This is a genomic window from Pedobacter sp. UYP24 (assembly GCF_054057295.1).
This window is the reverse complement of record NZ_JBSRZD010000009.1, coordinates 43313-69545: the sequence shown is the minus strand read 5'-3', so window position 1 is coordinate 69545 and position 26233 is coordinate 43313. Positions and strand designations below refer to the sequence as shown.

24 protein-coding genes are annotated in these 26233 nt (G+C 38.6%); 19 read left to right on the top strand and 5 right to left on the bottom strand.

Annotation, left to right across the window (positions count from 1 at the left end; all coding sequences use genetic code 11):
- Positions 1-5: 5 nt before the first annotated feature.
- Positions 6-635, bottom strand: a complete 630-nt coding sequence (yihA, locus tag ACVWYN_RS15015) for a ribosome biogenesis GTP-binding protein YihA/YsxC (RefSeq protein WP_457289692.1) — start codon at positions 633-635, stop codon at positions 6-8.
- Positions 636-687: 52 nt separating this feature from the next.
- Here yihA and ubiE point away from each other — a divergent pair, with 52 nt between their 5' ends.
- From ubiE to ACVWYN_RS14945, 14 genes are all read left to right on the top strand, one after another.
- Positions 688-1419 (top strand): bifunctional demethylmenaquinone methyltransferase/2-methoxy-6-polyprenyl-1,4-benzoquinol methylase UbiE, encoded by a 732-nt coding sequence (gene ubiE / locus ACVWYN_RS15010; protein WP_457289691.1) that lies wholly within the window; start codon positions 688-690, stop codon positions 1417-1419.
- Between the two features lie 8 nt (positions 1420-1427).
- Entirely contained in the window at positions 1428-2153 is a 726-nt protein-coding gene (gene porT / locus ACVWYN_RS15005; RefSeq protein ID WP_457289690.1) for a type IX secretion/gliding motility protein PorT/SprT, read from the top strand.
- 50 nt (positions 2154-2203) lie between these two features.
- Positions 2204-2962, top strand: coding sequence for an SDR family NAD(P)-dependent oxidoreductase (locus tag ACVWYN_RS15000; RefSeq protein WP_457289689.1), 759 nt, complete (start codon positions 2204-2206; stop codon positions 2960-2962).
- 14 nt (positions 2963-2976) lie between these two features.
- Positions 2977-3423, top strand: coding sequence for a GatB/YqeY domain-containing protein (locus ACVWYN_RS14995; RefSeq protein WP_457289688.1), 447 nt, complete (start codon positions 2977-2979; stop codon positions 3421-3423).
- A 94-nt stretch (positions 3424-3517) separates the two neighbouring features.
- Positions 3518-4282 carry an alpha/beta fold hydrolase gene (locus ACVWYN_RS14990; protein ID WP_457289687.1) on the top strand — a complete coding sequence of 255 codons (765 nt, stop codon included), beginning with the start codon at positions 3518-3520 and terminating at the stop codon, positions 4280-4282.
- On the top strand, positions 4283-4945 hold the full coding sequence (locus tag ACVWYN_RS14985; protein WP_457289686.1) for a CBS domain-containing protein: 663 nt from the start codon (positions 4283-4285) through the stop codon (positions 4943-4945). It begins immediately after the preceding gene.
- Positions 4946-4948: 3 nt separating this feature from the next.
- The gene (locus tag ACVWYN_RS14980) at positions 4949-5827 is read left to right on the top strand and encodes an NAD kinase (protein ID WP_457289685.1); all 879 of its coding nucleotides are present in this window, start codon (positions 4949-4951) and stop codon (positions 5825-5827) included.
- Position 5828: 1 nt separating this feature from the next.
- Positions 5829-6650 (top strand): type IX secretion system protein PorG, encoded by an 822-nt coding sequence (gene porG, locus ACVWYN_RS14975; protein ID WP_457289684.1) that lies wholly within the window; start codon positions 5829-5831, stop codon positions 6648-6650.
- A gap of 18 nt (positions 6651-6668) precedes the next feature.
- Positions 6669-7409 (top strand): isoprenyl transferase, encoded by a 741-nt coding sequence (locus ACVWYN_RS14970; protein WP_457289683.1) that lies wholly within the window; start codon positions 6669-6671, stop codon positions 7407-7409.
- A 63-nt stretch (positions 7410-7472) separates the two neighbouring features.
- The gene (gene bamA / locus ACVWYN_RS14965) at positions 7473-10016 is read left to right on the top strand and encodes an outer membrane protein assembly factor BamA (protein ID WP_457289682.1); all 2544 of its coding nucleotides are present in this window, start codon (positions 7473-7475) and stop codon (positions 10014-10016) included.
- 35 nt (positions 10017-10051) lie between these two features.
- Positions 10052-10582: an OmpH family outer membrane protein gene (locus ACVWYN_RS14960; protein ID WP_457289681.1), complete on the top strand. Its 531-nt coding sequence runs from the start codon at positions 10052-10054 to the stop codon at positions 10580-10582.
- Positions 10583-10625: 43 nt separating this feature from the next.
- Entirely contained in the window at positions 10626-11207 is a 582-nt protein-coding gene (locus ACVWYN_RS14955) for an OmpH family outer membrane protein (protein WP_457289680.1), read from the top strand.
- Between the two features lie 95 nt (positions 11208-11302).
- The gene (gene murI / locus ACVWYN_RS14950) at positions 11303-12124 is read left to right on the top strand and encodes a glutamate racemase (protein ID WP_457289679.1); all 822 of its coding nucleotides are present in this window, start codon (positions 11303-11305) and stop codon (positions 12122-12124) included.
- Positions 12125-12216: 92 nt separating this feature from the next.
- Positions 12217-14118: an amidophosphoribosyltransferase gene (locus tag ACVWYN_RS14945; RefSeq protein WP_457289678.1), complete on the top strand. Its 1902-nt coding sequence runs from the start codon at positions 12217-12219 to the stop codon at positions 14116-14118.
- A 6-nt stretch (positions 14119-14124) separates the two neighbouring features.
- On the opposite strand, the gene ACVWYN_RS14940 is transcribed toward ACVWYN_RS14945, so the two are convergent.
- Positions 14125-14751, bottom strand: a complete 627-nt coding sequence (locus tag ACVWYN_RS14940; RefSeq protein ID WP_457289677.1) for a LysE family translocator — start codon at positions 14749-14751, stop codon at positions 14125-14127.
- Positions 14752-15344: 593 nt separating this feature from the next.
- Here ACVWYN_RS14940 and ACVWYN_RS14935 point away from each other — a divergent pair.
- From ACVWYN_RS14935 to ACVWYN_RS14915, 5 genes are all read left to right on the top strand, one after another.
- Positions 15345-16961 (top strand): MFS transporter, encoded by a 1617-nt coding sequence (locus ACVWYN_RS14935; protein ID WP_457289676.1) that lies wholly within the window; start codon positions 15345-15347, stop codon positions 16959-16961.
- A 65-nt stretch (positions 16962-17026) separates the two neighbouring features.
- Positions 17027-17479, top strand: coding sequence for a deoxycytidylate deaminase (locus ACVWYN_RS14930; RefSeq protein ID WP_457289675.1), 453 nt, complete (start codon positions 17027-17029; stop codon positions 17477-17479).
- Between the two features lie 8 nt (positions 17480-17487).
- Complete coding sequence (gene guaA / locus ACVWYN_RS14925; RefSeq protein WP_457289674.1) at positions 17488-19017, top strand: glutamine-hydrolyzing GMP synthase; 1530 nt, start codon at positions 17488-17490, stop codon at positions 19015-19017.
- Positions 18974-20206: an ABC transporter substrate-binding protein gene (locus ACVWYN_RS14920; RefSeq protein ID WP_457289673.1), complete on the top strand. Its 1233-nt coding sequence runs from the start codon at positions 18974-18976 to the stop codon at positions 20204-20206. Before guaA ends, ACVWYN_RS14920 begins: the two co-directional genes overlap by 44 nt.
- Positions 20203-21366, top strand: coding sequence for an RsmB/NOP family class I SAM-dependent RNA methyltransferase (locus tag ACVWYN_RS14915; RefSeq protein ID WP_457289672.1), 1164 nt, complete (start codon positions 20203-20205; stop codon positions 21364-21366). Before ACVWYN_RS14920 ends, ACVWYN_RS14915 begins: the two co-directional genes overlap by 4 nt.
- A gap of 53 nt (positions 21367-21419) precedes the next feature.
- On the opposite strand, the gene ACVWYN_RS14910 is transcribed toward ACVWYN_RS14915, so the two are convergent.
- The 3 genes from ACVWYN_RS14910 to ACVWYN_RS14900 all read right to left on the bottom strand — a co-directional run bounded on the left by ACVWYN_RS14910 (position 21420) and on the right by ACVWYN_RS14900 (position 26027).
- Complete coding sequence (locus ACVWYN_RS14910) at positions 21420-21989, bottom strand: MarC family protein (RefSeq protein ID WP_457289671.1); 570 nt, start codon at positions 21987-21989, stop codon at positions 21420-21422.
- A 107-nt stretch (positions 21990-22096) separates the two neighbouring features.
- Positions 22097-23608, bottom strand: a complete 1512-nt coding sequence (locus ACVWYN_RS14905) for an amino acid permease (protein ID WP_457289670.1) — start codon at positions 23606-23608, stop codon at positions 22097-22099.
- A gap of 130 nt (positions 23609-23738) precedes the next feature.
- Positions 23739-26027, bottom strand: coding sequence for a sodium-translocating pyrophosphatase (locus ACVWYN_RS14900; protein ID WP_457289669.1), 2289 nt, complete (start codon positions 26025-26027; stop codon positions 23739-23741).
- Between the last annotated feature and the right edge of the window lie 206 nt (positions 26028-26233).

Genomic DNA, 26233 nt, shown 5'->3' with positions numbered 1-26233 from the left:
TTAGTTTAATAATCTTCTTTAGGAGTTAGAATGGGCATTGCAAAATCTAGATTTACATTGGTGATGAATTCCAAAACTTCATCCTTGCCTGTACTTTTCTCTGCTGAAGTTACAAAAGATGGTGGGATCTCTTCAAACCATCCACCAAGCGCCTTTTTAAAAGCGGCCACATTTTGCCCTGTTTTTACAGTAGATTGTTTGTCAGCCTTGGTAAATACGAGCGCAAAAGGTATTTGGATTTCTCCCATCCAGCAGCAAAACTCCAAGTCTATCTTTTGAGGCTCTAACCTGCTATCTATCAGTACAAATACACATTGAAGACTTTCTCTTTTGGTGATGTAATTGCGAATGAATTTTTCCCAGTTCTCGCGACTGTTTTTGGATACTTTGGCATAACCGTATCCAGGAAGATCAACGATATACCATTTCTCATTAACTAGAAAGTGGTTGATCAATTGTGTTTTACCAGGCCTTTGGGAGGTTTTTGCAAGCCCATGCTGATTTACCAGCATATTGATGAGCGACGACTTTCCTACATTTGACCGGCCAATAAAAGCGTATTCCGGCATATTGGCGATAGGCAGCGCAGAAACCTTTGTGTTGCTGCAAATAAATGTTGCCGATTTTATAATCATTTGACAAAGGTAGAAAATTAAGTTTCAACAATACTTATCTTTGAGCCGCACTATGAACGAAAACATTACTCCATATCATTCTCCAACTGCAACCAAGAAAGAACAGGTTGCCGATATGTTTAACAACATTTCTGGTACGTATGATTTTTTAAATCATTTTATGTCTATGGGCATAGACATTATATGGCGTAAAAAGGCAATTGCTGAGCTTAAAGCGCTTAAGCCTAAGATCATGCTGGATGTTGCAACAGGTACCGGTGATTTCGCATTTGAAGCAATAAAAATGCTGAACCCGGATCAAATAATAGGTGTAGACATTTCTGAGGGTATGTTGGGTGTTGCCCGTAAAAAGATTGTAGAACGCAATCTTGCACCTATTTTCTCCGTACAGAAAGGTGATTCTGAAGGATTGTTGTTTGATGATGATCATTTTGATGCAATAACTGTTGCTTTTGGTGTAAGGAACTATGAAAACCTGGAGAAAGGTTTGGCTGACATGTACCGAGTTTTAAAGCCCGGCGGTAAAATAGTGATACTGGAATTTTCTAAACCCAGAAACTTTCCTGTTAAGCAGGGCTATAATCTATATTTTAAATACATTACCCCAATGCTGGGTAAACTTTTTTCAAAGGATAGTCGCGCTTACGAATATCTGCCTGAATCTGTTGCCGCCTTTCCTGATGGTAAGGATTTTCTAGCCATTATGGCTAAAGTTGGATTTAAGGATGCTAAAGATAGAAGGCTCACCTTCGGTATTAGTGCAATCTATACTGGTATTAAGTAATTGATAGAATGAGATTAAAATTATTTGTATTGTTTTTATTGTTTGGACTTACCGCAAGCGCCCAAAATTGGGGTGGGGGGGTAGATGATGAATCTTTGCATTATGGTTTTACTTTTCAGTACATCTCTTCTGAATTCAAGATTTTAAAAAAAGCAAATTGGCAAGATCCCTATGTGGATCCTGATGGGCAGGTACCAAATACTTCTGCTTTAAGGTCTATCTCTTCTAAACCTTCTGCTGGTTTTGGGATTGGTTTTGTTGTAAATAAACGTTTGGCGGAGAATGCTGACGTAAGGTTTACACCTGTATTGGTGTTTAACGACCGATCCATCGACTATCAATATGTTAACGCAACAGATAATAACCTTAAAAAGATCCAAACGACGCTGGTTGAGTTTCCAGTAGGGATTAAAATAAAATCTGACAGGCGTAATAATTTTAGGGCTTATGTTTTAGGCGGGGCGAAATACTCAGCAGATATATCGTCAAAGAAAAAAACAAATAATAGTCTGGTTACAGACCCAACTGAGAAATTAGTGAACAATGCCCGCAGTTTTATTTCTTATGAGGCTGGATTTGGTTTGGATCTTTATTTTGAATATTTCAAGATGTCGCCCGAGATCAAGTTGTCTTACTCTACCAATAATGTGCTTATTGATGAGCCGCATCGCTATGCGGCCCCGATAGATAAGCTAATGCTGCGTCATGTGACTTTCAGTTTATTTTTCGAGTAGCAGCAACATTCAAAAAAATTATAAATTTGTTTAACTATTCATAATCGACTATGGCAAAAATTGCTTTAATAACAGGCGCTACTTCAGGAATTGGGGCAGCTTGCGCTCATCTATTCGCAGCACAAGGTTATCATCTGGTATTACTGGGAAGAAGAGAAGGTCTTCTTGTTGAAATATCAAAGCATCTGGAAGATAAATATGCTATTGAAGTTAAATCTATTGTTGCTGATGTAAGGGATAACGAAGACTTGTCTTACAAACTGGAAACTTTACCAGCCCAATGGAAAAAAGTGAATGTGCTGATTAATAATGCAGGACTTAGTCAGGGCTTAGATCCGATTGATAAAGGGAACATTCAGGATTGGGATACCATGATAGACACAAACGTGAAAGGTTTATTGTATACCACCAAGATTGTATCCAACTGGATGATCAAAGAGAAATCAGGACATATTATAAACATAGGGTCTATTGCCGGTCAGGAGGTATATCCAAATGGGAATGTTTACTGCGCAACAAAATATGCGGTTGATGCATTAAACCAAGGCATGCGTATAGATTTTCTGCCTTACGGGATAAAAGTTACCGCAATAAACCCGGGAATGGTGGAAACTGAATTTTCTAAAGTACGCTTTAAAGGAGATGATGGCAGGGCAAAGAAGGTGTACGACGGACTGGAACCACTTGTTGCAAATGACATTGCTGAGGCGATTTGGTTTGCGGTAAGCAGGCCGGCACATGTAAACATAAACGATATGCTGATTATGCCAACGGCACAAGCAGCAGCTACTATAATAAATAGAAACTAAAATATACGATTAACATGGTATCAACTACAATAGATCAGGAAATAAAACAAGCAATGCTTTCAAAAAATCAACCAAGGTTAAGAGGTTTGAGGGCTATCAAGGCTGCTTTATTGCTGGCAAAAACGGAAAAAGGGACAGCAGAAGAAATTACGGAAGAAGGGGAACTAAAAATATTACAGCGACTGGTAAAGCAACGTAAGGAATCATCAGATATCTACAAACAACAAGGCAGGGAAGATTTAAGCCTTATTGAAGAAGAGGAAATTGAAGTGATTGCCGGCTTTATGCCACAGCAGATAGATCGGGCAGAATTGGAGCTGATCGTAGCTGATTTGATTAAGCAATCTGGTGCAACATCTGCAAAAGAAATGGGTAAAGTAATGGGGCTGGCAAATAAAGAGTTGGCTGGTAAGGCAGACGGAAAACTAATTGCAGAGTTGGTTAAAGCACAATTGGCATAAATTGTGTTTGTAGTTATGGATACACAAATATTGCTTTTTTTACATTAAATTAAATTTAGTCTACTAACTTAGTAGCTGTACATATCAAAATCACATGAAATACGAAGTAATAGAAGATGATGGGTTTAAATATATTGAAGCTGGAAAAGGCGAAACCCTGGTATTACTTCATGGATTAATGGGTGAGCTGAGTAACTGGGAAGCGGTAATAGATCATTTTAAGGATCGTTATCATGTCCTTGTTCCTATATTGCCACTCTATGAATTGCCGCTACTTACGCTCGGTGTAAAAAGCTTATCTAAATTTGTGCACAAGTTTATCAAATTTAAGAAGCTTGGCCAGGTGGTGTTGATAGGCAACTCCTTAGGCGGGCATGTTGGTCTTGTTTTTACATCTGCACATCAGGAATATGTGAAAGCACTGGTACTGACGGGCAGCTCTGGTTTATACGAGAATGCATTTGGCGGCTCCTTTCCAAGAAGAGAGAGCTACGATTATGTGCGTGAAAAGGTTCAGTTTACCTTTTATGACCCAGCTACTGCAACAAAGGAGTTGGTAGATGAGGTTTTTAAGGCAGTAAATGAAAGATCAAAGGTAATACGAATTTTGGCCCTGGCTAAATCAGCCATACGCCACAATATGTCTAAAGAATTATCCAGAATAACGATACCTGTTTCACTAATCTGGGGAAAACAGGACAAAGTTACTCCACCTGAGGTTGCTGATGAATTTCATCAGTTGCTCCCAAATTCTGAGTTGAATTGGGTAGACCAATGCGGTCATGCGCCTATGATGGAGCGACCGGAGGTTTTTAACGATTACCTTGACAAGTTTTTAAATAGAATTTTATTGAAATAAATGTTTGCATCTGAACTCATATCCAATTCAATACCACCGCTAAAAGCCTCTGATTCAGTTCAGAAGTCGTTGGAAAGGGTGACCGAGTTTAAACTTAGCCATTTGCCTATAGTAAACGAAAGCCAATTTTTGGGCCTAATTGCTGAAGAAAATTTGTTAGAAGTTAAGGATACACAACAGACAATCGGGTCAATTTCTTTGCCACTGCTTAATCCGTTTGTGTATGAAGATGCACATGTGTATGATATTATAAGGCTATTTAACCAGTTAAAAATCTCTGTAGTACCAGTACTGGATTATAAAAAGAACTATCTGGGATCAGTCTCAATTAATAACATTATTGAGTACACCTCAGAGATTTATGCAGTTAAAGAGCAAGGGGGTATCATTGTTCTGGAAATCGGCAACAGGAATAATTCCTTGTCGCATATGGCCCAGATTGTAGAAGCCGATAATGCGCAAATCCTATCATCCTATGTACAATCTTTCCCGGATTCTACGAAGCTAGAGGTTACGCTTAAAATTAATAAGACAGAACTTTCGGGTATTATTGCTTCTTTTGAACGTTATAATTATCAGGTAAAAGCTGTATTCAATACAACACTTTCTGACGATGGTACGGAAGACAGGTATAATTCATTTATGAATTATTTAAACGTTTAATTAATGATTGCAATTTACGGCAGAGAATTTAACAACAGTGTATTACCTTTTGTTCAAGAAGTTTTTACTGTACTTGAACAATATGATACTCCGATATTGGTACATAAACAATATCTGGATTTTATTAGCGATAAAATTAAGCTTCCCGATAACATTATCACTTTTCAGGACCACAAGGAATTGCCTGGTAAGACAGCCGTATTGATTAGTCTTGGAGGAGATGGAACGCTGTTGGATACGCTGGCATTGGTTAGAGATTCTGGGATTCCTGTAATCGGTATCAATTTTGGTCGCCTTGGATTCCTGGCCAGTATCAATAAAGATGAGATAAAGACTGCCATTGAGGCGATCCATAATAAAAACTATAGCTTAGATAAGCGCACACTGCTAAATTTTAGTTCAAAACAAGGCCTTTTTGGTGATGTGAATTTTGCACTGAATGACGTTACCATACACAGGAGAGACAATTCTGCAATGATGCTTATTCATGCTTATATGAACAATGAATTTGTGAACTCTTATTGGGCAGACGGGTTGATCATTGCCACACCTACTGGCTCTACCGCATATTCATTAAGCTGTGGCGGTCCAATTATCTATCCGAGTTCGCAGAATTTCGTGGTAACGCCCATTGCGCCACATAACCTAAACGTAAGGCCGCTTATTGTTCCGGATGATGTTTCCCTCACTTTTGAAATTGAAGCGCGCAGCGCGAAGTTCCTGGTTTCCTGTGATTCCAGAACTGAAACAGTAGACCGGTCTGTTAAAATAACTTTAAACAAGGCATCTTTCCATGTGAATTTAATTCGGTTAAATGAGGAGAGTTACCTGACCACGCTGCGGAACAAGTTGTTGTGGGGCATTGATACGCGGAATTATTAAGATGCGATATAAGCTACTTTTTGCTGGGCTTTTTGTATTATTTACTTTTCAGTATAGCAATACTACTGCCCAGAAGCTTGAGATAGGATTAGCGGCAGGAGGTGCTGCTTATATTGGAGACCTGAATCAAACACAATATTTAAAAGTAAGCGGGCCATCAGCAGGGGCCTATCTGAAGATTAATTTAGACCCTTATTGGGCGGTTGGATTGCATTACAACTTCGGTAAGGTTAAAGCTAACGACCTTAAGAGTAGTAACGCATATGAACAAAACCGGGCATTGAATTTTAGTACTTCATTAAATGAAGTAAGCTTGCAAGCAGACTTTAACTTTTTGGAATACTTTGCCGGAGGTGGTACTAAGAATTTTACACCCTATATTTTTACAGGCGTGGGTTTAGTTTTTTTTAGTCCCAAAGGTAATTACCAAATCGGAAATTCGACTGAAGTACAAGAATACCGGCTGCGGTTTTATCAAACAGAAGGGCAGGCGAATGCCTATAGAAATTTTGCATTATCGGTGCCTTATGGTTTAGGAGCAAAATTTAGAATTAAAGACAGTTGGGGTTTGTTTACGCAGATAGGTTACCGAACAGCTTTTACAGATTACCTGGATGATGTGAGTGGGGTTTATGCAGACCCAAATGTTTGGCCGGCAGATGAGAATAGGGCAATTCGTGAAAAACTTTCTAACCCATCTTCAAACCCTGATTACGGGCGTATTGGAACTCAAAGAGGAGATTTTAGGAAAAGAGATTCATATATGTTTGTAGGTGTTGGCATATCTTTTACCTTTGTGTCCCAAAAATGTTATACATTTTAGGCATATTTGCACATTATAATGGGATTCAAAGAACAAATTGACGAAACACGCCTTCCTGAACATATAGCGATTATCATGGATGGTAATGGGCGGTGGGCTAAAAATCAGGGAAAATTTAGGCATTTTGGTCATGAAACCGGTGTGCTTTCTGTTAAAGATATAGTAGAGGGCTGTGCAGATATAGGCATTAAATATTTAACTGTTTATGCATTTTCGACTGAAAACTGGAACAGACCTATTGACGAAGTTAATGCGCTGATGGAGCTATTGATATCAACTATCAATCAGGAGACACCTACGCTAACAAAAAATAACATCCGTTTAAATGCTATAGGCGATATCGCATCGTTACCACAAAAATGTATTGACGACTTAAAAAGTGCGATGGATAAAACTGCAAATAATACCCGCTGCACATTAACACTTGCTTTAAGTTACAGTGCGAAGTGGGAGATTTTGAATGCGGCCAAAAAGCTTGCACAACAGATTGAAGACAAAAAAATCAGTATAGCTGATATCAATGAAGAGAACTTTACAAAGGAGCTGACTACAGTTAATATGCCAGATCCTGAACTGATGATCCGCACTAGCGGGGAACATAGGGTAAGTAATTTTTTATTGTGGCAGATGGCCTATACGGAGCTTTATTTTACCGATACCTTATGGCCTGACTTCAGACAGGAGAACCTTTTTGAAGCTATTGTAGACTACCAAAAGCGCGAACGCCGCTTTGGTAAAATTAGTGAACAATTGAACTAATTTTAACTTTAACACTTTTTAACAGGTGTTTAAATTAACTTAGCATCGATTTTTAGATTGTAAATGAAAAGAATATATCAACTCATATTTTTGCTTTTGATTGGTTTACCAACCATGGCACAAATTACCCGTCCACAAACTCCTCCTGCCCAGCCAACCTTAAAGGTGAATGGTCTTGACCTCGATTATTTCAATCCAAAAGAATATATTATTGGTGGAACTACCATTAGTGGAACTCAATTTATTGATAAAGAGGTAATCGTTACCTTATCGAAATTGATCAAAGGCGAAAGGATCACATTACCTGGTGAAGCAACTGCAAATGCAATTAAAGCATTGTGGGCTCAGGGCTTATTTGATGACATCAAATTGGATATCAGTAAGATTGATGGAGATAGTGTCTATTTTGATATTGCTGTGGTAGAACGCCCGCGTTTGAGTACTTTTGAATTGAACGGATTAAGTAAATCTCAGAAGACGGATATTCTTGAAAAGATTAATGAGAAAAAGGGTAAGGCAATTATTAACGAAAACCTTTATAATTCCACTACCGCCATCATTAAGAAATATTTATTGGGTAAAGGGTATTTCTTTACTTCAGTAGAATACAAAACTATTGCTGATCCCAATCTTGAGAATGGAATGGTTTTACAAGTATTTGTTACTAAGGGCGACAAGGTTAAAGTACATGAAATCGACTTTACCGGAAATAAAGATTTTTCTTCTGCAAAACTTAGAAAATTCCTCAAAAAGACTAAACAGCAGGCTTTTTATAAGATTTTTGGTTCGGGCAAGTTCAATAAGGAAAAGTATGATGAAGATAAGGTAAAGCTTATCGCTAAAATGCAGGAGAAGGGTTATCGTGATGCGACGATTCTAAAAGACAGCATTTATAAATACAACGATAAATCTATTGGTATCAAAATAGACCTGTTTGAAGGGCCTAAATATTACTTTGGTAACATTACCTGGGCAGGAAACGCAAAATATACGGACAAAGCTTTATCAACCATATTGGGTATAGAAAAAGGTGAAGTGTTTAGTGAAGAGAAGCTAGAAAAGAAACTTCGTGGAAGCCCGTCTGGTGAAGATGTTTCCAGTTTATACCTGAATGATGGTTACCTTACTTTTAATGTAGAGCCGGTTCAAACTAAAATTTATGGTGATACTGTTGAACTGGAAATGCGTATTGCTGAAGGTCCGCAGTATACCAATAATCGCGTAACGATTAAGGGTAACACCATAACGCACGATCGCGTTGCATTGCGCCAGGTTCGTACAAAACCAGGAGAGAAGTTTTCTAAAGAGCTTCTAGTGCGTACTATACGTGAATTGGGTCAACTTGGTTATTTTGATGAATCTAAAACAGTTCCTGTTCCAAAACCTAATCCGGCTGATGGTACAGTTGACATTGAATATACAGTGGAAGAAAAACCTTCAGATCAAATTGAGCTATCTGGTGGGTTTGGTGGTGGTAACATCATTGGAACTTTAGGGTTAACCTTTAATAACTTTTCACTGAGAAATATGTTTAACGGTGCTGCATACAAACCGTTGCCAAAAGGCGATGGACAAAAGTTGAGCTTAAGGGGGCAGACCAATGGTAAATATTATCAGTCGTACAGTTTCTCATTTTCTGAGCCATGGCTTGGTGGAAAGAAGCCAGTTAGTTTTGGGGTAAGTGCATTCACTTCATCTCAGTCAAATGGTGCTAGTTCTGCTAGTCCGAATGCTCAAAAAATCCGTTTGAATGGAGTAACTATCAGTTTGGGAAGGGTATTAAAATTTCCGGACAACTATTTCCAGCTTACACACTCTATCAATGCACAGCAATATATCTTGACTAATTATCCTGGTTACTTGTTTAATACTGGAACATCTTATAACTTCAACTTAACGCAAGAACTAAGCAGGGATTCAAGAAACAGTACAATTTTCCCTACTGATGGGTCTATCTTCAGGTTTACCATTCAGGCTACGCCACCATATTCTTTATTAAATAATATAAATTATAGCACAGCGTCAGACAAGCAGCGTTATAAGTTTACTGAATACCATAAATGGAAATTTGAATCTCAGTGGTACCAAAGACTAGCGGGTAAGTTTGTAGTTAAAGCACAAGCGCAATTTGGATTCCTTGGTTTATATAACAGAGCGGTTGGTCAGTCTGCATTTGAGCGGTTTAAATTGGGTGGAGACGGTATGCAGGGTTTTGATTTCTTGCAAGGTTCTGAACTGATTGCTATGCGTGGATATGCCAATAATTCGGTAGTTCCTGTGGGTTCTAATGTAAATCTTGCTCAAAAGTCAGGTAGTCCGATTTTTAACAAATACGTAATGGAGCTAAGGTATCCTGTAATTGCAAGCCAATCTGCTACAGCGTTTGTTGTTGCATTTGCTGAAGGTGGTAATACATGGGATAAGTTTAGCGACTTTAATCCTTTTAATATAAGAAGATCTGTGGGAGTTGGAGCCAAGATTTACTTGCCTATATTTGGATTGCTTGGTGTGGATTATGGATACGGATTTGATAAGATACCGGGTTTACCAGATGCCAATAAGGGCCAGTTCCACTTTAGTATTGCCCAGCAATTGGGAGGGTTTTAATTGAACGTTTGACACCTATTGAAAAACATAATAAAATGAAAAAATACTTTTTAATTTGCTTCTTTCTGTTTGCCGGATTTGGCGCCTTTGCACAAAAGTTCGCTTACGTGGATACAGAATACATTTTGAAACATTTGCCTGAGTATAAATCTTCATTAAGTCAGCTTAATGTACTCTCTGAGCAATGGCAAAAGCAGGTAGATAATAATTTTACCGATATTGATAAAATGTACAAAGCTTACCAGGCCGACCAGGTATTGCTAACTGCAGATATGCGAAAAAGAAGAGAGAACGAGATTATCGAAAAAGAGAAAGATGCTAAAGATTTTCAACGCAGAATTTTCGGTCCGGATGGTGAGCTATTCCAAAACAGGACAAAGCTTTTAAGTCCGATTCAGGAGAAGGTAACTAAAGCCATTGCTGAAATTGCGAAGGCCAAGTTCTTTGATTTCATTTTTGATAAAAGTAGCGAATCAACCATGATGATCTACGCAAGCATTACTTACGATGTAAGTAATGACGTGATTACCAGATTAGGCTATAAGCCAGGAACTATTTTGAAATAACACATAAATAAGTAAATTACAACAATTTTTAAGAACAATAGAGATGAGAAAGTTAAGGAACGCATTTTTTGTAGCAGCTGGGTTACTGTTTACTGCCAATATGGCAAATGCACAACAAAAATTAGCACACTTGAATTCGGCTTTGATTATCGAGGCAATGCCTGAGTTTAAAGCTGGCCAAACCGCATTGGAAGCACTTTCTAAGACAAAGTCTGCTGACATCGACAAAATGATTGCTGAATATCAAACAAAGTATCAGGCAGCACAAGCCAAGGAAAAAACAATTAGCGAAGCAAACAAAGAAACTGTTGGTAAGGAATTGCAAGCTGCAGGTGCTGATCTGCAAGACCTTCAAAAACGTATCGAAGATGCAAAGGCTAAAGCACAACAAGAACTTGAGCAAAAAAACACTGATATTTTTAACCCAATTAAGTCAAAAGCTGCTGCAGCTATCAATGCAGTTTCAAAAGAAAAAGGTTATGCTTACGTATTTGATGTGGCAAATCCAGCATTGGTTTATTTTGATGGAGGTGAAGACATCACTGCATTAATTAAAACTAAACTAGGTATTTCTGCAACTGCAGCTTCACCTGTAGCCAAACCTACTGCTGCACCAAAAAAATAATTTAAAACACCTATTGGTGCCAAAGGTGCCGTATATGATGTTAAATAATTAAATTGCGGGATTGAGTAATAAAACTCAATCCCGCTTTTCTTTTCATGAAAAATCAGTCTATAGGAATATTTGATTCAGGATACGGCGGCTTAACCGTATTTAAGTCCATAGTGGAGAAGCTTCCTGATTACAATTATGTTTATATGGGTGATAATGCCCGCTCCCCTTATGGCGATCATTCGTTTGAAACGGTTTATGAATATACGCTTGAATGTGTAGAATGGCTTTTTTCTCAGGGTTGTCCATTAGTTATTTTAGCTTGTAATACGGCTTCGGCCAAAGCATTAAGATCCATACAGCAAAAAGTTCTTCCCATTAAATTCCCTGAAAATAAGGTGCTTGGTGTGATTAGGCCTACTGCTGAGGTGATTGGTAATTACAGCAAATCAAATGTTATTGGCGTGATGGGAACCAGAGGTACTATTAATTCTGGATCTTACCTAATGGAGATCGGCAAGTTCTTTCCGGCAGTAACCGTAGAACAACAGAGCTGTCCGATGTGGGTTCCTTTGGTTGAGAACAACGAACACATTAATCCAGGAGCTGATTATTTTATTGAAAAATATATAGCCGACCTGCTTTCAAAAAATGAGCAGATAGACACCATATTATTAGCTTGTACCCACTACCCGCTGTTGGCTTCCAAGATTGAACAGGTGCTTCCTGCAAATGTGAAACTAGTTGGGCAAGGGGAGATTGTGGCAAACAGCCTTGCTATTTACTTAGAGAAGCATCCGGAAATGGAGTTAAAGCTGGGTAGGAATGGTAAAAGAAGCTTTTTTACTTCTGGAGAGGCTAAAACATTTGATGAGCATGCCTCTGTTTTTTTCAATAAACAGGTCAAATCTGAGCATGTTGACGTGTAAGTTCATTATGACTGTAATCTGAATTTACATTGCATTTCTTTCTAGGTTCTGAAAGTTATTAACTCTAAATTTGCGGCTCAATTAGGAGACCAATGAGTGATTCGATAAAACACGAATGTGGGATAGCTTTTATCAGGCTTTTAAAACCACTTTCGTATTACCAGGAAAAGTACGGTACTGCACTTTACGGACTCAATAAGCTTTATCTTTTAATGGAAAAACAGCATAACCGTGGTCAGGATGGCGCGGGTATAGCTACCATTAAGCTAAATATGAAGCCCGGGCACCGTTACATTAGTAGGTACAGATCCATGGCTCAGAATGCTGTTGCAGACATTTTTGGCTATGTACAGAACAAGTTTGTTGATATTCAGAATAATACACCGGAACTTATGCAGGATGCCGAATGGCTTAAAGCAAATGTGAGTTTTATTGGAGAAGTTTTGTTGGGTCATCTTAGGTATGGTACGCATGGGCAGAACAGCATTGAGAACTGTCACCCCTTTCTTCGTCAGAATAACTGGATGACCAGGAATCTGGTAATTGCTGGTAACTTTAACATGACCAATGTTGATGAGTTATTAGAACAACTGTATGAGCTTGGTCAGCACCCTAAGGAACAGGCAGATACGGTAACTGTTTTAGAGAAAATAGGTCACTTCCTGGATGATGAGAACCAAACTCTTTTTGACGAATATAAAAGAGAGGGCTTGGATAATATAGATATCACCCATAAAATATCTGATAACCTGGACATCGCTAAAATACTGAAACGTTCTGCAAAGAACTGGGATGGAGGCTACGCGATCTCTGGAATAGTGGGTAATGGTGATGCTTTCGTTTTAAGAGATCCTTCTGGTATCAGGCCTGCGTTTTATTACCAGGATGATGAAATTGTTGTAGCTGCTTCAGAACGACCGGCAATCCAGACTGCGTTTAACATTCCATTTAGAGATGTTAAAGAAATACAACCAGGCTACGCCTTGATTGTAAAGAAAGATGGGACTGTTAGTCAGGAAATATTCAGGGAGCCTGAAGAGAAAAGAGCTTGTTCATTTGAGCGTATCTATTTCTCCAGGGGTAGCGATGCAGAGATCTATCGCGAACGTAAGCATCTTGGGGCACTGTTGTGTGATCAGATCCTTGAAGCAGTAAATTCAGATCTAAAGCATACGGTGTTTTCATTTATTCCAAATACGGCAGAAGTATCGTTTTATGGAATGGTTGAAGGTCTGCACAGTTATATAAGGAATATTCAAAAAGAGACCTTACTTCACCGAAAGGAGACATTAACAGATGAGCAGTTGGACGAGTTGTTGTCCATGAATCCAAGAGTGGAGAAGTTGGCAATCAAAGATGTTAAGCTCAGGACTTTCATTACCCAGGATGCTGACAGGCAGGATATGGTAGCGCATGTTTATGATACTACTTACGGAGTAATTAAAAATCATGTAGATACTTTAGTTGCAATTGATGATTCTATTGTTAGAGGTACTACGCTTAAACAAAGTATTATCAAAATCATCGATAGGTTGCATCCTAAGAAGATCATCATTGTATCATCTGCTCCCCAAATTCGCTATCCGGATTGTTATGGTATTGATATGTCTAAAATGGGACAATTTGTTGCATTTGAGGCTGCAATCCAGCTTTTAAAGGCGAATGGAATGGAGCACATCATTGAAGAAGTTTATCAGAAATGTAAAGCTTCATTATTGCTTCCCAAAGAAGAAATTGTGAATCATGTGAAAGATATCTACAGACCGTTTAAACAACAGGAGATATCAGATCAGATTACTAAGATTATCACCCCTGAAAATATCAATGCAGAAGTAAAGGTGATTTACCAGACATTAGATAATCTGCATATTGCATGCCCTAATCATAGTGGCGACTGGTATTTTTCTGGAAATTACCCAACACCAGGTGGAAATAAAGTGGTTAATAAAGCTTTTGTGAACTGGAAAGAAGGAAATAACCAAAGAGCTTATTAAAAAGAATTAGTGGTAGTGTTTTAATATTACTTGTACAAATAGCCGGATAGCAAAGATCAAGATCACTGCTCCGGCTATTTTATTTAATGCCTGTATATTTTTTTCTTTGATTTTGTCTCTGAGCTTAGCAGCGTAATAGGTTTTAACACAATCTACCGATAGCTGGGTTGTCATGGCAACTGCAAAAAACACGACTTTCTCGGCCATATCGTAATGAAGCTGTACCGAAATAACCCCGCCAACCATGATCCAAAACATGAGTGTGGATGGAGAGAGCAGGCACATTAAAAATCCCTTCAATATATATCCACGTTTGCGAACTTTAATGGTATGCGCAATCTCGTAGTTTACTTTTACTTTGTGGAATAGATAATAAGTGCCAATACCAAACAGAAACAAACCACCGATAATACCTATGTATTGATTGTACTCCGAATTATAATCAACAAACTGAGAACTGAAGATGGTTAAGGAGATAAAAATTATATCACTGAATATTACACCAATAGCTAGTGCAAACCCTGCTTTGAAGCCCGATTCAATACTTGTTTTGATCATAGAAAAAAATACAGGGCCCGTTAAAAACGAAAATAAAACCCCTGCACCTATCCCTTGTAATATTGCTTCAAACATTCAGTTCAATAGATATATTATGCTAATATGCAATTTTAAACATAAACAGTGATATTTTAAAACCAGTTCTAGTAAGATTTAGAAGCCGAAATAATTAGAGCAGTCTTAACCCACTGGTTAAACCGCCCAATTTTAAAAATATGTCAAAGAACTTTTTCACATGCATCACTGCTTGCTAACATCGCGTTGTGTACTACAAATTTACCCAATAGCGGTGTACTAAAAAAGGTCATATGACATCAGTTGGTACATCATATGACCTTTTTTAGTACGTCATTTGACCGGAAAAGGGTACTAACAGCACATTGTCAGTGGCTTGCAGGTTGCTTATTTAATTGTGACTTGATCAGGCTTTGCGTAAAGACAAGAGCAGGATAGGATGTGGATAGACTCGGTACTGGTTCGATACTTCTTCGATACAATTACCATACTCCTTCGCAAAAAGGTACCTGTTTTGTGTAGAAGTATGGTCTAAATATGGTTCTTGTATGGTCTTAGTGTAAAGCCAGCCTTTAAAGTGTATTTGTATTTATTCTACTTTCGTGTACAGTTTTTTTTATTTATGTTTATCACATTAAAAACTAAATTAAAATATGAGTTCAGAACAGACACAAAAGAATTATGGAACGGCACTGTATACAATTATTACAGTGTTTTTCTTCTGGGGCTTTGTAGCAGCATCAAATGGAATTTTTATTCCGTTTTGCAAAACGCATTTTAGCTTAACCCAATTTGAATCGCAATTAATTGACTTTACATTTTATGGTGGTTACTTTATTGGGTCTCTAATCTTATATTTTGCTTCTCAGGCAAGCCGCGTAGATATCCTTAATAAAATAGGATATAAAAAAGGTATCATATTCGGACTTATACTTTCTGCTGGAGGAGCATTACTGATGATTCCTGCGGTAGGTTCTGGATCTTTCGTATTTATTTTACTTTCTTTCTTTGTTATCGCAATTGGATTTTCCTTGCAACAAACGGCAGCGAATCCTTTTGTTGTTGCCTTAGGGGCTCCTGAAGGTGGATCACATCGTCTAAATCTGGCAGGTGGGGTAAATAACCTCGGTGGCTTATTTGGGCCGGTAATTGTGAGTGTGGTATTGTTTGGGAGTGCGAGTGATGCGATTCCAAAAGTTGTAGAAATCTCGTCTATAAACAATTTATACTATATACTAGCAGGGCTTTTTATTGCTGTTGCAATTTTTTATTCGATCTCTAAGTTGCCAGATGTGACCAGCAATGAAACGGTGGAAGCAAGTCCAAAGCCTAACAGTCCATTGGTGGTGATGATACTCGGTTTTCTGATGGTTGCTGCTGCCGGACCTCTTTCTACCCTTACTGGCGTTACAGCATCAGTGTTTGTTTATTCATCATTAGCCATTATTCTTGGTGCCTTGTTTTATGCCTACTTTACCAAAAAAGATCAGGCAACATTGCCTAAGTGGGGTGCAATGCAGTACCCGCAAATGATATTGGGTATGTTGGCCATCTTTATGTATGTTGGAACTGAGGTAACGATTCAAAGTAACTTGGGCGCCTTACTAAAAGAACCTAATTTTGGTGGGCTGGCAGATTCAGCAATTAAGCCTTACATTTCTCTTTACTGGGGCAGTATGATGGTTGGAAGATGGACGGGAGCAATTAGCGCCTTTAGTCTGCCGAAATCTGTTAAGACTGCACTTACTATCATAGTGCCTTTCATAGCTTTTGCTGTTATTTTAGGTGTAAATCATGCAACAGGAACAGATATAAATAGCCTATTCCCATACGCAATATGTATTGTTGTTATGATTGTGGCATTCTTTATTGGTCAAGAGAAACCCGCAAAAACTCTTGCTGTTTTTGGAACAATAGGTGCTTTAGCTATGCTAATCGGATTGTTCACGGAAGGGCATATTGCCATTTTTGCTTTTGTTAGTGGTGGATTATGCTGTTCGATCATGTGGCCATCAATTTTCGCACTTTCGATCACTGGTCTTGGTAAATATACCAGTCAGGGTTCTGCATTTCTAATCATGATGATTTTGGGAGGTTCAATTATTCCTCCTATCCAAGGAGAGCTCGCTGATACCATAGGTATACATAGTTCTTATATTGTTCCTGTAATAGGATTTGCCTATTTGATTTTCTTTGCCTGGAAGGTAAGTAATGAATTAAGGAAACAAGGAATTGACATAGAAAAAATAGAGGCCGAGGGAGGTCACTAAAGAAGTTTCACCAAAAGGCTGGCTGGTTCTGTTGCAGGAGTTAGCCAGCCTTTTTATTGTAAAAAATGAGTAAACCAAGCTTTAATCACATATTCATGAACCTGGCATCAGACCTTGCGGCGCGCTCACACTGTGTTCGTGCGCATGTAGGTGCTGTGCTGGCAAAAGATACCCGAATCATTTCAATTGGCTATAACGGGCCACCTGCAGGTACGCATAACTGCGATGAGGAATGGCCAGATACGGGTTGCGACAGAGATTCGAAAGGGAGCTGCTCGCTTGCCTTGCACGCTGAAGAAAATGCAATCCTATATGCGGTTAAAAATGGATCAAAGATTTCCGGTGCCACGCTTTATACCACACTTTCTCCCTGTATTGCCTGTGCCAGGCTGATCTTATCTTCAGGTATTAAAATTGTACTATATAGGGATTCCTATGCAGCATATAAAGGTTTACCAAGTGATGAAGGGGTGGATTTTTTGCGAAGGTTCGGTGTGGAGGTCATTAAATTTTCTTAACTTTGGCCATGCTAGAAAAAATCATTATTCTCGATTTTGGTTCTCAATACACACAATTAATTGCCCGTAGGGTACGCGAGTTAAACGTTTATTGCGAAATACATCCCTTCAATAACATTCCTGAACTTACAGCAGACGTAAAAGGAATCATTTTTTCTGGAAGCCCTTTTTCTGTTCGTCAGGAAGATGCTCCACAAATAGATCTTGCAAAGTTTCATCACCATTATCCAGTACTAGCCGTATGTTATGGTGCTCAATACATCGCTCAGCAAATGGGTGGCGAAGTACAGCAATCCTCAACAAGAGAATATGGTCGTTCTAACCTAAGCTTTGTTGCTACAGAAAACAAATTACTTAAAAATATTAGCAAAGGATCTCAGGTTTGGATGTCTCATGGAGATACCATTACTGTAGTTCCTGAAAACTTTGAACTAATTGCAAGCACCGATAGTGTAAAGGTTGCTGCTTTCCAGGTTAAAGATTCAGAGACGTATGCAATACAATTCCATCCAGAAGTAACACATAGCACGGATGGAAAGCAACTGCTGGAAAACTTCCTTGTTGACATCTGTGGATGTAAGCAGGAATGGACGGCCGATGCATTTGTTGAAACAACAATTGCCGCGTTGCAAGAAAAACTGGGTAACGATAAAGTTGTTCTAGCGCTTTCTGGTGGGGTAGACTCTTCTGTAGCAGCCATTTTGCTACACAAGGCGATTGGAAAGAACTTGCATTGCATTTTTGTCGATAACGGACTACTTCGTAAAAATGAATATGAGGCTGTATTGGAACAGTACAAACATCTTGGCTTAAATATCAAAGGTGTTGATGCTAAAGATCGTTTTTTAAGTCAGCTTGCTGGATTAAAAGATCCTGAATTAAAGCGTAAAGCAATTGGACGGGTATTTATAGAGGTATTTGACGATGAGGCGCATGATGTAGAGGATGTGATCTGGCTTGCTCAGGGAACTATTTATCCAGATGTAATTGAATCTGTTTCAGTAAAAGGTCCATCGGCTACCATAAAATCTCACCATAATGTAGGCGGTTTGCCTGATTTCATGAAACTGAAACTAGTTGAACCATTGAATACTTTATTTAAAGATGAAGTAAGAAGGGTTGGTAAATCTTTAGGTTTAGAACATTTCATCATAGGTCGTCACCCTTTCCCAGGTCCGGGTCTGGCCATCAGGATTCTTGGAGAAGTTACGGCAGAAAAGGTAGCCATACTTCAGGAAGCAGATGCGATTTACATAGACAACTTAAAAGAGGCAGGATTATACGATCAAGTTTGGCAGGCAGGCGCTATATTCTTACCTGTGCAGTCTGTAGGAGTAATGGGTGATGAACGTACCTATGAAAATGTAATATGTCTGAGGGCAGTAGAGTCAGTAGATGGGATGACAGCAGATTGGTGTCACCTTCCGTATCCTGTACTGGCAAAAATTTCGAATGAGATCATTAACAAAGTAAAAGGGATAAATCGCGTTGTATATGATATTAGCTCAAAACCACCGGCAACTATTGAGTGGGAGTAAATTCTGGCTCGTTGCTCTTCTTGGATTAATACTAGCAGCTTGTTCTCCAAAGGTTATACCCGTGGTTACCAAACCGAAGAACATGCCTAAGGCAGTAGAGAAACAGCCTGAAAAGCTTGTAGCCAAATTTAACGAGGGGGTTATTTCCTTGTTGTTGCCATTTAGGCTAAACAGCATAAATTTGAAAACTGCAACAAAAGCTGAGGTTGAAAAATCTGCGATGGCAATTGACTTTTACCAGGGCTTTAAGTTGGGTATGGACTCTGCAGCTACATCCGGCTTAAACTTTAAGCTTAATGTATTCGATACCCGTGATAATAATTCACAGATAGATGGCTTAATACAAAACAGTAAATTACTTTCAAGTAACCTTATTGTAGGCCCTATTTTTCCGGATGGGTTGAAACACATCAGGTCTTATTCTATAGAGAAAAATATAGCTATTGTTAGTCCGCTTGCGGCCACCCATCCTAAGGAATTCAATAATCCGAACATGATCTCGGTGAGCAGTAATGTTGATTTGCATGCAGAGAAAATAGCCGAGTACGTATCTCAACAATATAATCCTGTTCAAACGGTAGTGGTCCTTATCAATCCTGCAACATCAGACAATGAATTAATGGCAGCTCCTTTAAGGAAGTTCTTTCAAGATCCCAATAAATCCTTCTTTTTCCAGGAATTTGCATCGGTATATACGATGGAACTTAAACTGATCAAGAACAAAAAGTACGTTATCCTGCTCAGTTCTTCTAATAAAAAGTTTGTTATTGCAACCATTGATAAATTGATCAAATTAAAGAATGCAGGACTTTCAATAGACTTGTACGGAAATCCGGATTGGATTAAGCAGAGCTACAACACAGATAAGCTGCAGGCATTGAATACCATTGTCAGTTCTTCCTATAAAGTAGACTATACCCGCAAAGAAGTAGCTCAATTTATTAGGAAATATCGTTTGGCATTTCATTTTGAACCTAGTGAATATGCGTTTAAAGGATTTGATTCAGGTTATTATTTTGCAAAGCTGATAAGCGAACATGGAAAAAATTATCAACAGTTTTTAACAAAAGAAAAATATAGTGGCTTGCAAAATAACTTTACATTTAAGTATGATCCTAAACAAGGCTACATCAATACAAGCGTAATGCTATTGAAATATCACAATTTCGCATTAACTGTAGTTAAATGAGGGTAGAACATCAGGTTAGAGCTTTTGAACAAATTTTTAAAAGTTATGATGGTGTATTGCCACTTCATCGTTTCTTATTTGCTTACTTTAAGCAGAACAAACAAATGGGTTCCTCCGATAGGCGCTGGGCTACCCGTTATATTTATAGTTTTTTTAGACTAGGTAATGCATTGAAGAATGAAAGTCAACTGCAGAGATTAGCTATTGCAGACTTTCTTTGTAATCATACCTCCAGTTTAATAATTGATAGTTACCTGCCAGATCTTAAAGATCAGGTAGCTGAAAGTGTTGTGCATAAAGTTGAGCTGATAGAGAAAGCGTATCCAGAGTTTAAGCTGGAAGACCTATTTGATTTTAACGCAGCAATTAGCAGTGCTATTGAGAAAGATGATTTTTATACTTCTTATTTAACCCAGCCTGATCTTTTTCTAAGAATAAAAGCGGCGCATTTAAAAGTAGTTACCGATGAATTACTAGCTGTAGATGTTCCTTTCACTCAACTTTCAGAAAAGACCATTGCTTTACCAAACGGTACAAAATTAGATCACTTATTAAAAAGTCAAAAATACTACCAGGTACAGGATCTTTCCTCTCAAAAGACCGGGGATTTCTTTGCACCTGAAAAGTGGGATTATTGGTGGGACTGCTGTGCGGCCTCTGGTGGAAAATCACTGCTTCTGCATGATTTGGAACCGCAGATACAGCTACTTGTAAGCGATGTAAGAGAAAATAGCTTAAACAACCTTGACGAGCGCTTTCAAGAGGCTGGATTAAAGAAGTATCAAAAAAAGGTTCTTGATTTACTGAAAAACAATGATCAGGAGCTTCATCACTATGAATTTGACGGGATTATTCTTGATGCACCCTGCTCTGGTTCGGGAACATGGGGCCGGACACCTGAAATGCTCTATTATTTTGATGAACAGAAGGTGACTTATTTTTCTAAGCTTCAAAAGTCAATCGCCACTAATGTGGTGAAGTATCTTAAGCAGGGAAAACCACTTATTTATATTACTTGTTCTGTTTTTACTGAAGAAAATGAGGAAGTAGTTAAATGGTTAACGGAAAATCTACCATTAAAAGTGGAAAGGATGGATGTGATAAAGGGCTATAATGATAAGGCTGATACCATGTTTGCAGCAAGACTAATCAAACAATAAGTTCTGTTGACTGGCATACCGGCTTTGAGTTGTTAATATTTATCAAGCTTTTTTTAAAGTCCTGTATTGTTCCTGAATAACTTAATTGCAATAGCAAGCAGGATAATACCAAATGCTTTTCTAAGTACGTTTAAGCCAGATTTACCTAGTAGGTTTTCCAGTCTTTCTGTATTCTTTAATACCACGTACACAAAAACCATGTTTATCAAAATACCGATGATGATGTTTTGCGTAGCGTACTCGGTTTTCAATGAAAGTAAAGTAGTCATGGTTCCTGCTCCGGCAATAAGTGGAAAGGCAAGAGGTACAATAGAAACAGTTTCAGGCGCATCTCCATCTTTAAAGATGGTCAACCCAAGTACCATTTCCATAGCAATAAAGAAGATGACTATAGATCCGGCTATTGCAAAAGATTCGACATCAAGACCAATCACTTTTAGTAAAGTTTCTCCGGCAAATAAGAAAATGATCATTAGGATTGTAGCAACTATTGATGCCTTTTCTGATTGTATATGGCCGGCTTTCCTTCGTAGTTCGATAACAACTGGTATAGAGCCCAATATATCAATTATTGCAAACAGCACCATTGAGGTAGACAGGATCTGGCTGAAGTTGAATTCCATAGCTGAACAATTCGATTAATTGCTCAAAGGTATAGCTTTTGCAGAATTAAATGGTAAAAAAAAGCCCCTTCCAGATTTTTGGAAGGGGCTGCTAGAAGTAATTTTAATTATAGTTTTGGTGCTGGAGGATCAACTGGATCAACTGTTATTCCTTCATTACCAAGTTTAGAATGCTTTCTGCTGTAACCAAAATAGATCACAAAACCAATAGCAAGCCAGCCAATTAATCTAAGCCAGTTTGTCCAGTGTAAACCAAATATCATGGCCGAACAAACAATAATACCAAGGATTGGAAGGAAAGGCACCCATGGGGTTTTAAACTCCCTTCGCAAATTAGGTTCGGTTTTTCTAAGCACAATTACTGCAGCACAAACCAGGATAAAGGCGAATAATGTACCAATACTTGTCATGTCTCCTACGATATCTCCCGGAACAAATGCGGCAAATAATGCAACAAGTACAAGGATAATTAGGTTGGCTTTGTAAGGTGTTTTAAATTTAGGGTGCAAGTCGCTAAATACTTTAGGTAATAATCCATCCTTACTCATTGAGTAAAATACGCGGCTCTGTCCTAATAGCATTACTAGTATTACTGAAGAAAATCCAGCAAGAATAGCCACTGTAACTAATTTACCAAGCCATTCATAACCAGGCATGAAACTATGAATGGCAGCTACTACAGATGCTTCTTTTCCATTAGTCCTGAAAAACTCTACTGGCGCAAGTCCGGTTAATACGTGAGCAAATAGTATATATAACACAGTACAGATGGCCAAAGATCCAAGAATACCGATCGGCATGGCTGTTTTAGGATTTTTTGTTTCCTGAGCGGCAGTACTTACCGCATCAAAACCAATAAAGGCAAAGAATACTGTTCCTGCAGCACCGAGGATACCCATTATACCTCCAAAATTATGGTTGATTCCTTCGCTGTCTGTAAAAACAGATGGTTCAGGAATATATGGTGTATGGTTGGCAGGATTGATAAAGCCCCATCCAAAAATTATAATCAGGATAACGATAGCTACTTTTGTGATTACAATAATTCCGTTAACAAATGCAGATTCCTGAGTTCCTTTAATTAGTAATAAGCTCAATAACGATACTATAAATAGTGCTGGTAAATTCATAATACCTGTTACCCCTGCCAAAGATGTTTCAAATGGAGAGTGGCACCATTCATAAGGAATGGGACTGGCATTGAAGACGTTGACCAACAGGTTATTTAGGTACTCGCTCCAGGCAATACCCACAGTTGCAGCACCCACTGCATATTCGAGTACTAGATCCCATCCTATAATCCAAGCCAATAACTCACCCATTGTGGCGTAAGTGTAAGTGTAAGCACTGCCTGAAATTGGAATGGAAGAAGATAGCTCAGCATAACATAAGCCGGCTAAAGCACAGCCTATGGCTGCAACTATAAATCCGATGGTTACAGAAGGGCCAGCATTTTGCGCAGCAGCAGAAGCAGTACGCACAAACAAACCTGCACCAATGATTGCACCGATACCGAGAGCGACCAGCGATCCTGCGGTAAGCGTCCGCTTTAAAGTCTTCTCAGACTCCGAGGCATCGGCGAGTAATTGTGTAATTGATTTCTTTGTAAAAAGACCCATAAGTTTAGTTTAGTTTTTTAAAATGAATTACGAAAATCAAACGTAAAGAAAATATGTCTAAAAATAAAAGGGATTTTATCTCAAAATCCCTTTTATTCGTAACAATTGTAATTAATAAAGTAGTTTATCGTTATTCAATAACTTTTGTGGCGTCACTTGCATTATTAATTGTATCTAATTTGGTGTTTCCTTGTACATCAACAGTTTTTATTACTTTTAAAGTTGAATCTACCATTATAGTAGTGGCTTTTCTTTCTGGTGCTGTTTCAGAAACACCCGGAGTACTGCTAATTGCAATGTAAGGAGCAATAACAAGGGAAACAATAGACATCAATTTAATTAAAATGTTCATTGACGGACCTGAAGTGTCTTTAAAAGGATCTCCTACTGTATCGCCAGTAACAGAAGCCTTATGCGGCTCAGATTTTTTGTAGTACATCTCACCATTGATTTCTACACCTTTTTCAAATGATTTTTTGGCATTATCCCATGCGCCACCGGCATTGCTCTGGAAAATTCCCATCAGAACACCTGCAACAGTAACACCGGCAAGTAAACCACCAAGTACTTCTGGGCCAAAGATGAAACCTACAACAATTGGAGTAATCAATGCAATTGCACCTGGTAGCATCATCTCACGGAGGGATGCTTTGGTTGAAATCGCTACGCACTTGTCATATTCAGGCTTTGCTTTATATTCCATAATTCCAGGGATCTCGCGGAACTGTCTGCGTACTTCTTGTACCATGTCCATTGCGGCTTTACCTACTGCCTGGATACATAGTGCTGAGAAAACAAATGGTATCATACCACCTACAAATAATCCTGCCAATACAGGTGCTTTATAAATATCGATTGCTGTTATGCCCGCAATACCAACAAATGCTGCAAAAAGTGCGAGAGATGTTAGCGCTGCTGATGCGATTGCAAATCCCTTTCCTGTAGCAGCCGTAGTATTTCCTACTGCATCTAAATTGTCGGTGCGTTCGCGAACTTCAGGAGGTAGCTGACTCATTTCTGCAATACCACCGGCATTGTCTGCAATTGGTCCAAATGCATCAATAGCCAGTTGCATGGCAGTTGTAGCCATCATACCAGCTGCTGCAATTGCAACACCATATAATCCTGCAAAATGGTAGGACGCCATAATACCTCCTGCCAGAACTAAAATAGGAATTACCGTAGATTTCATCCCAACAGATAACCCAGCAATAATATTGGTGGCGTGTCCTGTTGATGATTGTTGAATAATTGAATTAACAGGGCCTTTACCCATTGCAGTATAGTACTCTGTTACCACACTCATAATGGTTCCAACGATTAGGCCAACCATAATGGCGTAAAATACATTGATACTTGAGAATTCATAACCTCTAAGACTTAGGGTGTCCGGTAGCATCCACATTACAATAAAGTAAGAAGCAATAGCTGTGATTAAAATGGATGACCAGTTGCCTAAATTTAAAGCATTTTGTACACTTGAATTTTCATCTTTTATGGTTACAAACCATGTTCCTACAATAGAGAATAAAATACCTAGTCCGCATATTACCATTGGCAGCAGTATTGGAGACATGCCTCCGAATTTATCCACAACAGTGATTTCTTGTCCTAACACCATAGTAGCTAAAATTGTAGCTACATAAGAGCCAAAAAGATCAGCTCCCATTCCGGCTACATCACCTACGTTATCACCTACGTTGTCGGCAATAGTTGCAGGGTTACGCACATCATCCTCCGGAATTCCAGCTTCTACCTTTCCTACAAGATCGGCGCCTACATCGGCAGCCTTAGTATAGATACCACCTCCAACGCGCGCAAATAAAGCGATAGATTCAGCTCCCAGAGAGAACCCGGTCAATACCTCAATGGCTGTTCTCATATTGATGCGATTTACACCATCAACACCTATGACATCAAAATAATGAAGGAAGACAATAAATAAGCTGCCCAAGCCAAGTACTGCAAGTCCGGCAACTCCAAGTCCCATCACTGTACCGCCAGTAAAAGAAACTTTTAAAGCTTGCTTTAAACTTGTTCTCGCTGCTTGTGTTGTGCGTACGTTTGCTTTTGTTGCAGATCTCATACCAATGTAACCGGCAGTTGCAGAAAAAACCGCACCAATTACAAAAGAAACAGCAATGATCCAACTGGAATGAATTGGCCTGCCGTTTATTTCGTGTATGGTTCCAGAATAGGCAAGAAGTGCTCCCGCAAAAAGTACAAATATGCTTAACACGCGCCATTCAGCCTTTAAGAATGCCATGGCACCATCCGCAATATAGCCTGCAAGTTCCTGCATATTTTTGTCGCCTGCATCCTGTTTGTTCACCCATGCGCTTTTGACCGCCATCACAATGAGGCTGATCAATCCCAGCACGGGGATCAAATAAATTAAATTGTCTTGTAAAAACTCCATAATTGATGTTCTGTTTAGTTTTAGCTTTTAGTATTTGGTTAGTTCCTCCACTACATTTATTTCTTTATGGCGACTTTTATTGCCAGGTAAAATATAGTGGGGGATGCAAAAATAACGGTGTTTATGAAATTACCAAATATTTTATCAAGTTATTCATTATATACCCGATATAAAGTAGTTTTTCACATAAGTTGCAAATTTTAAAT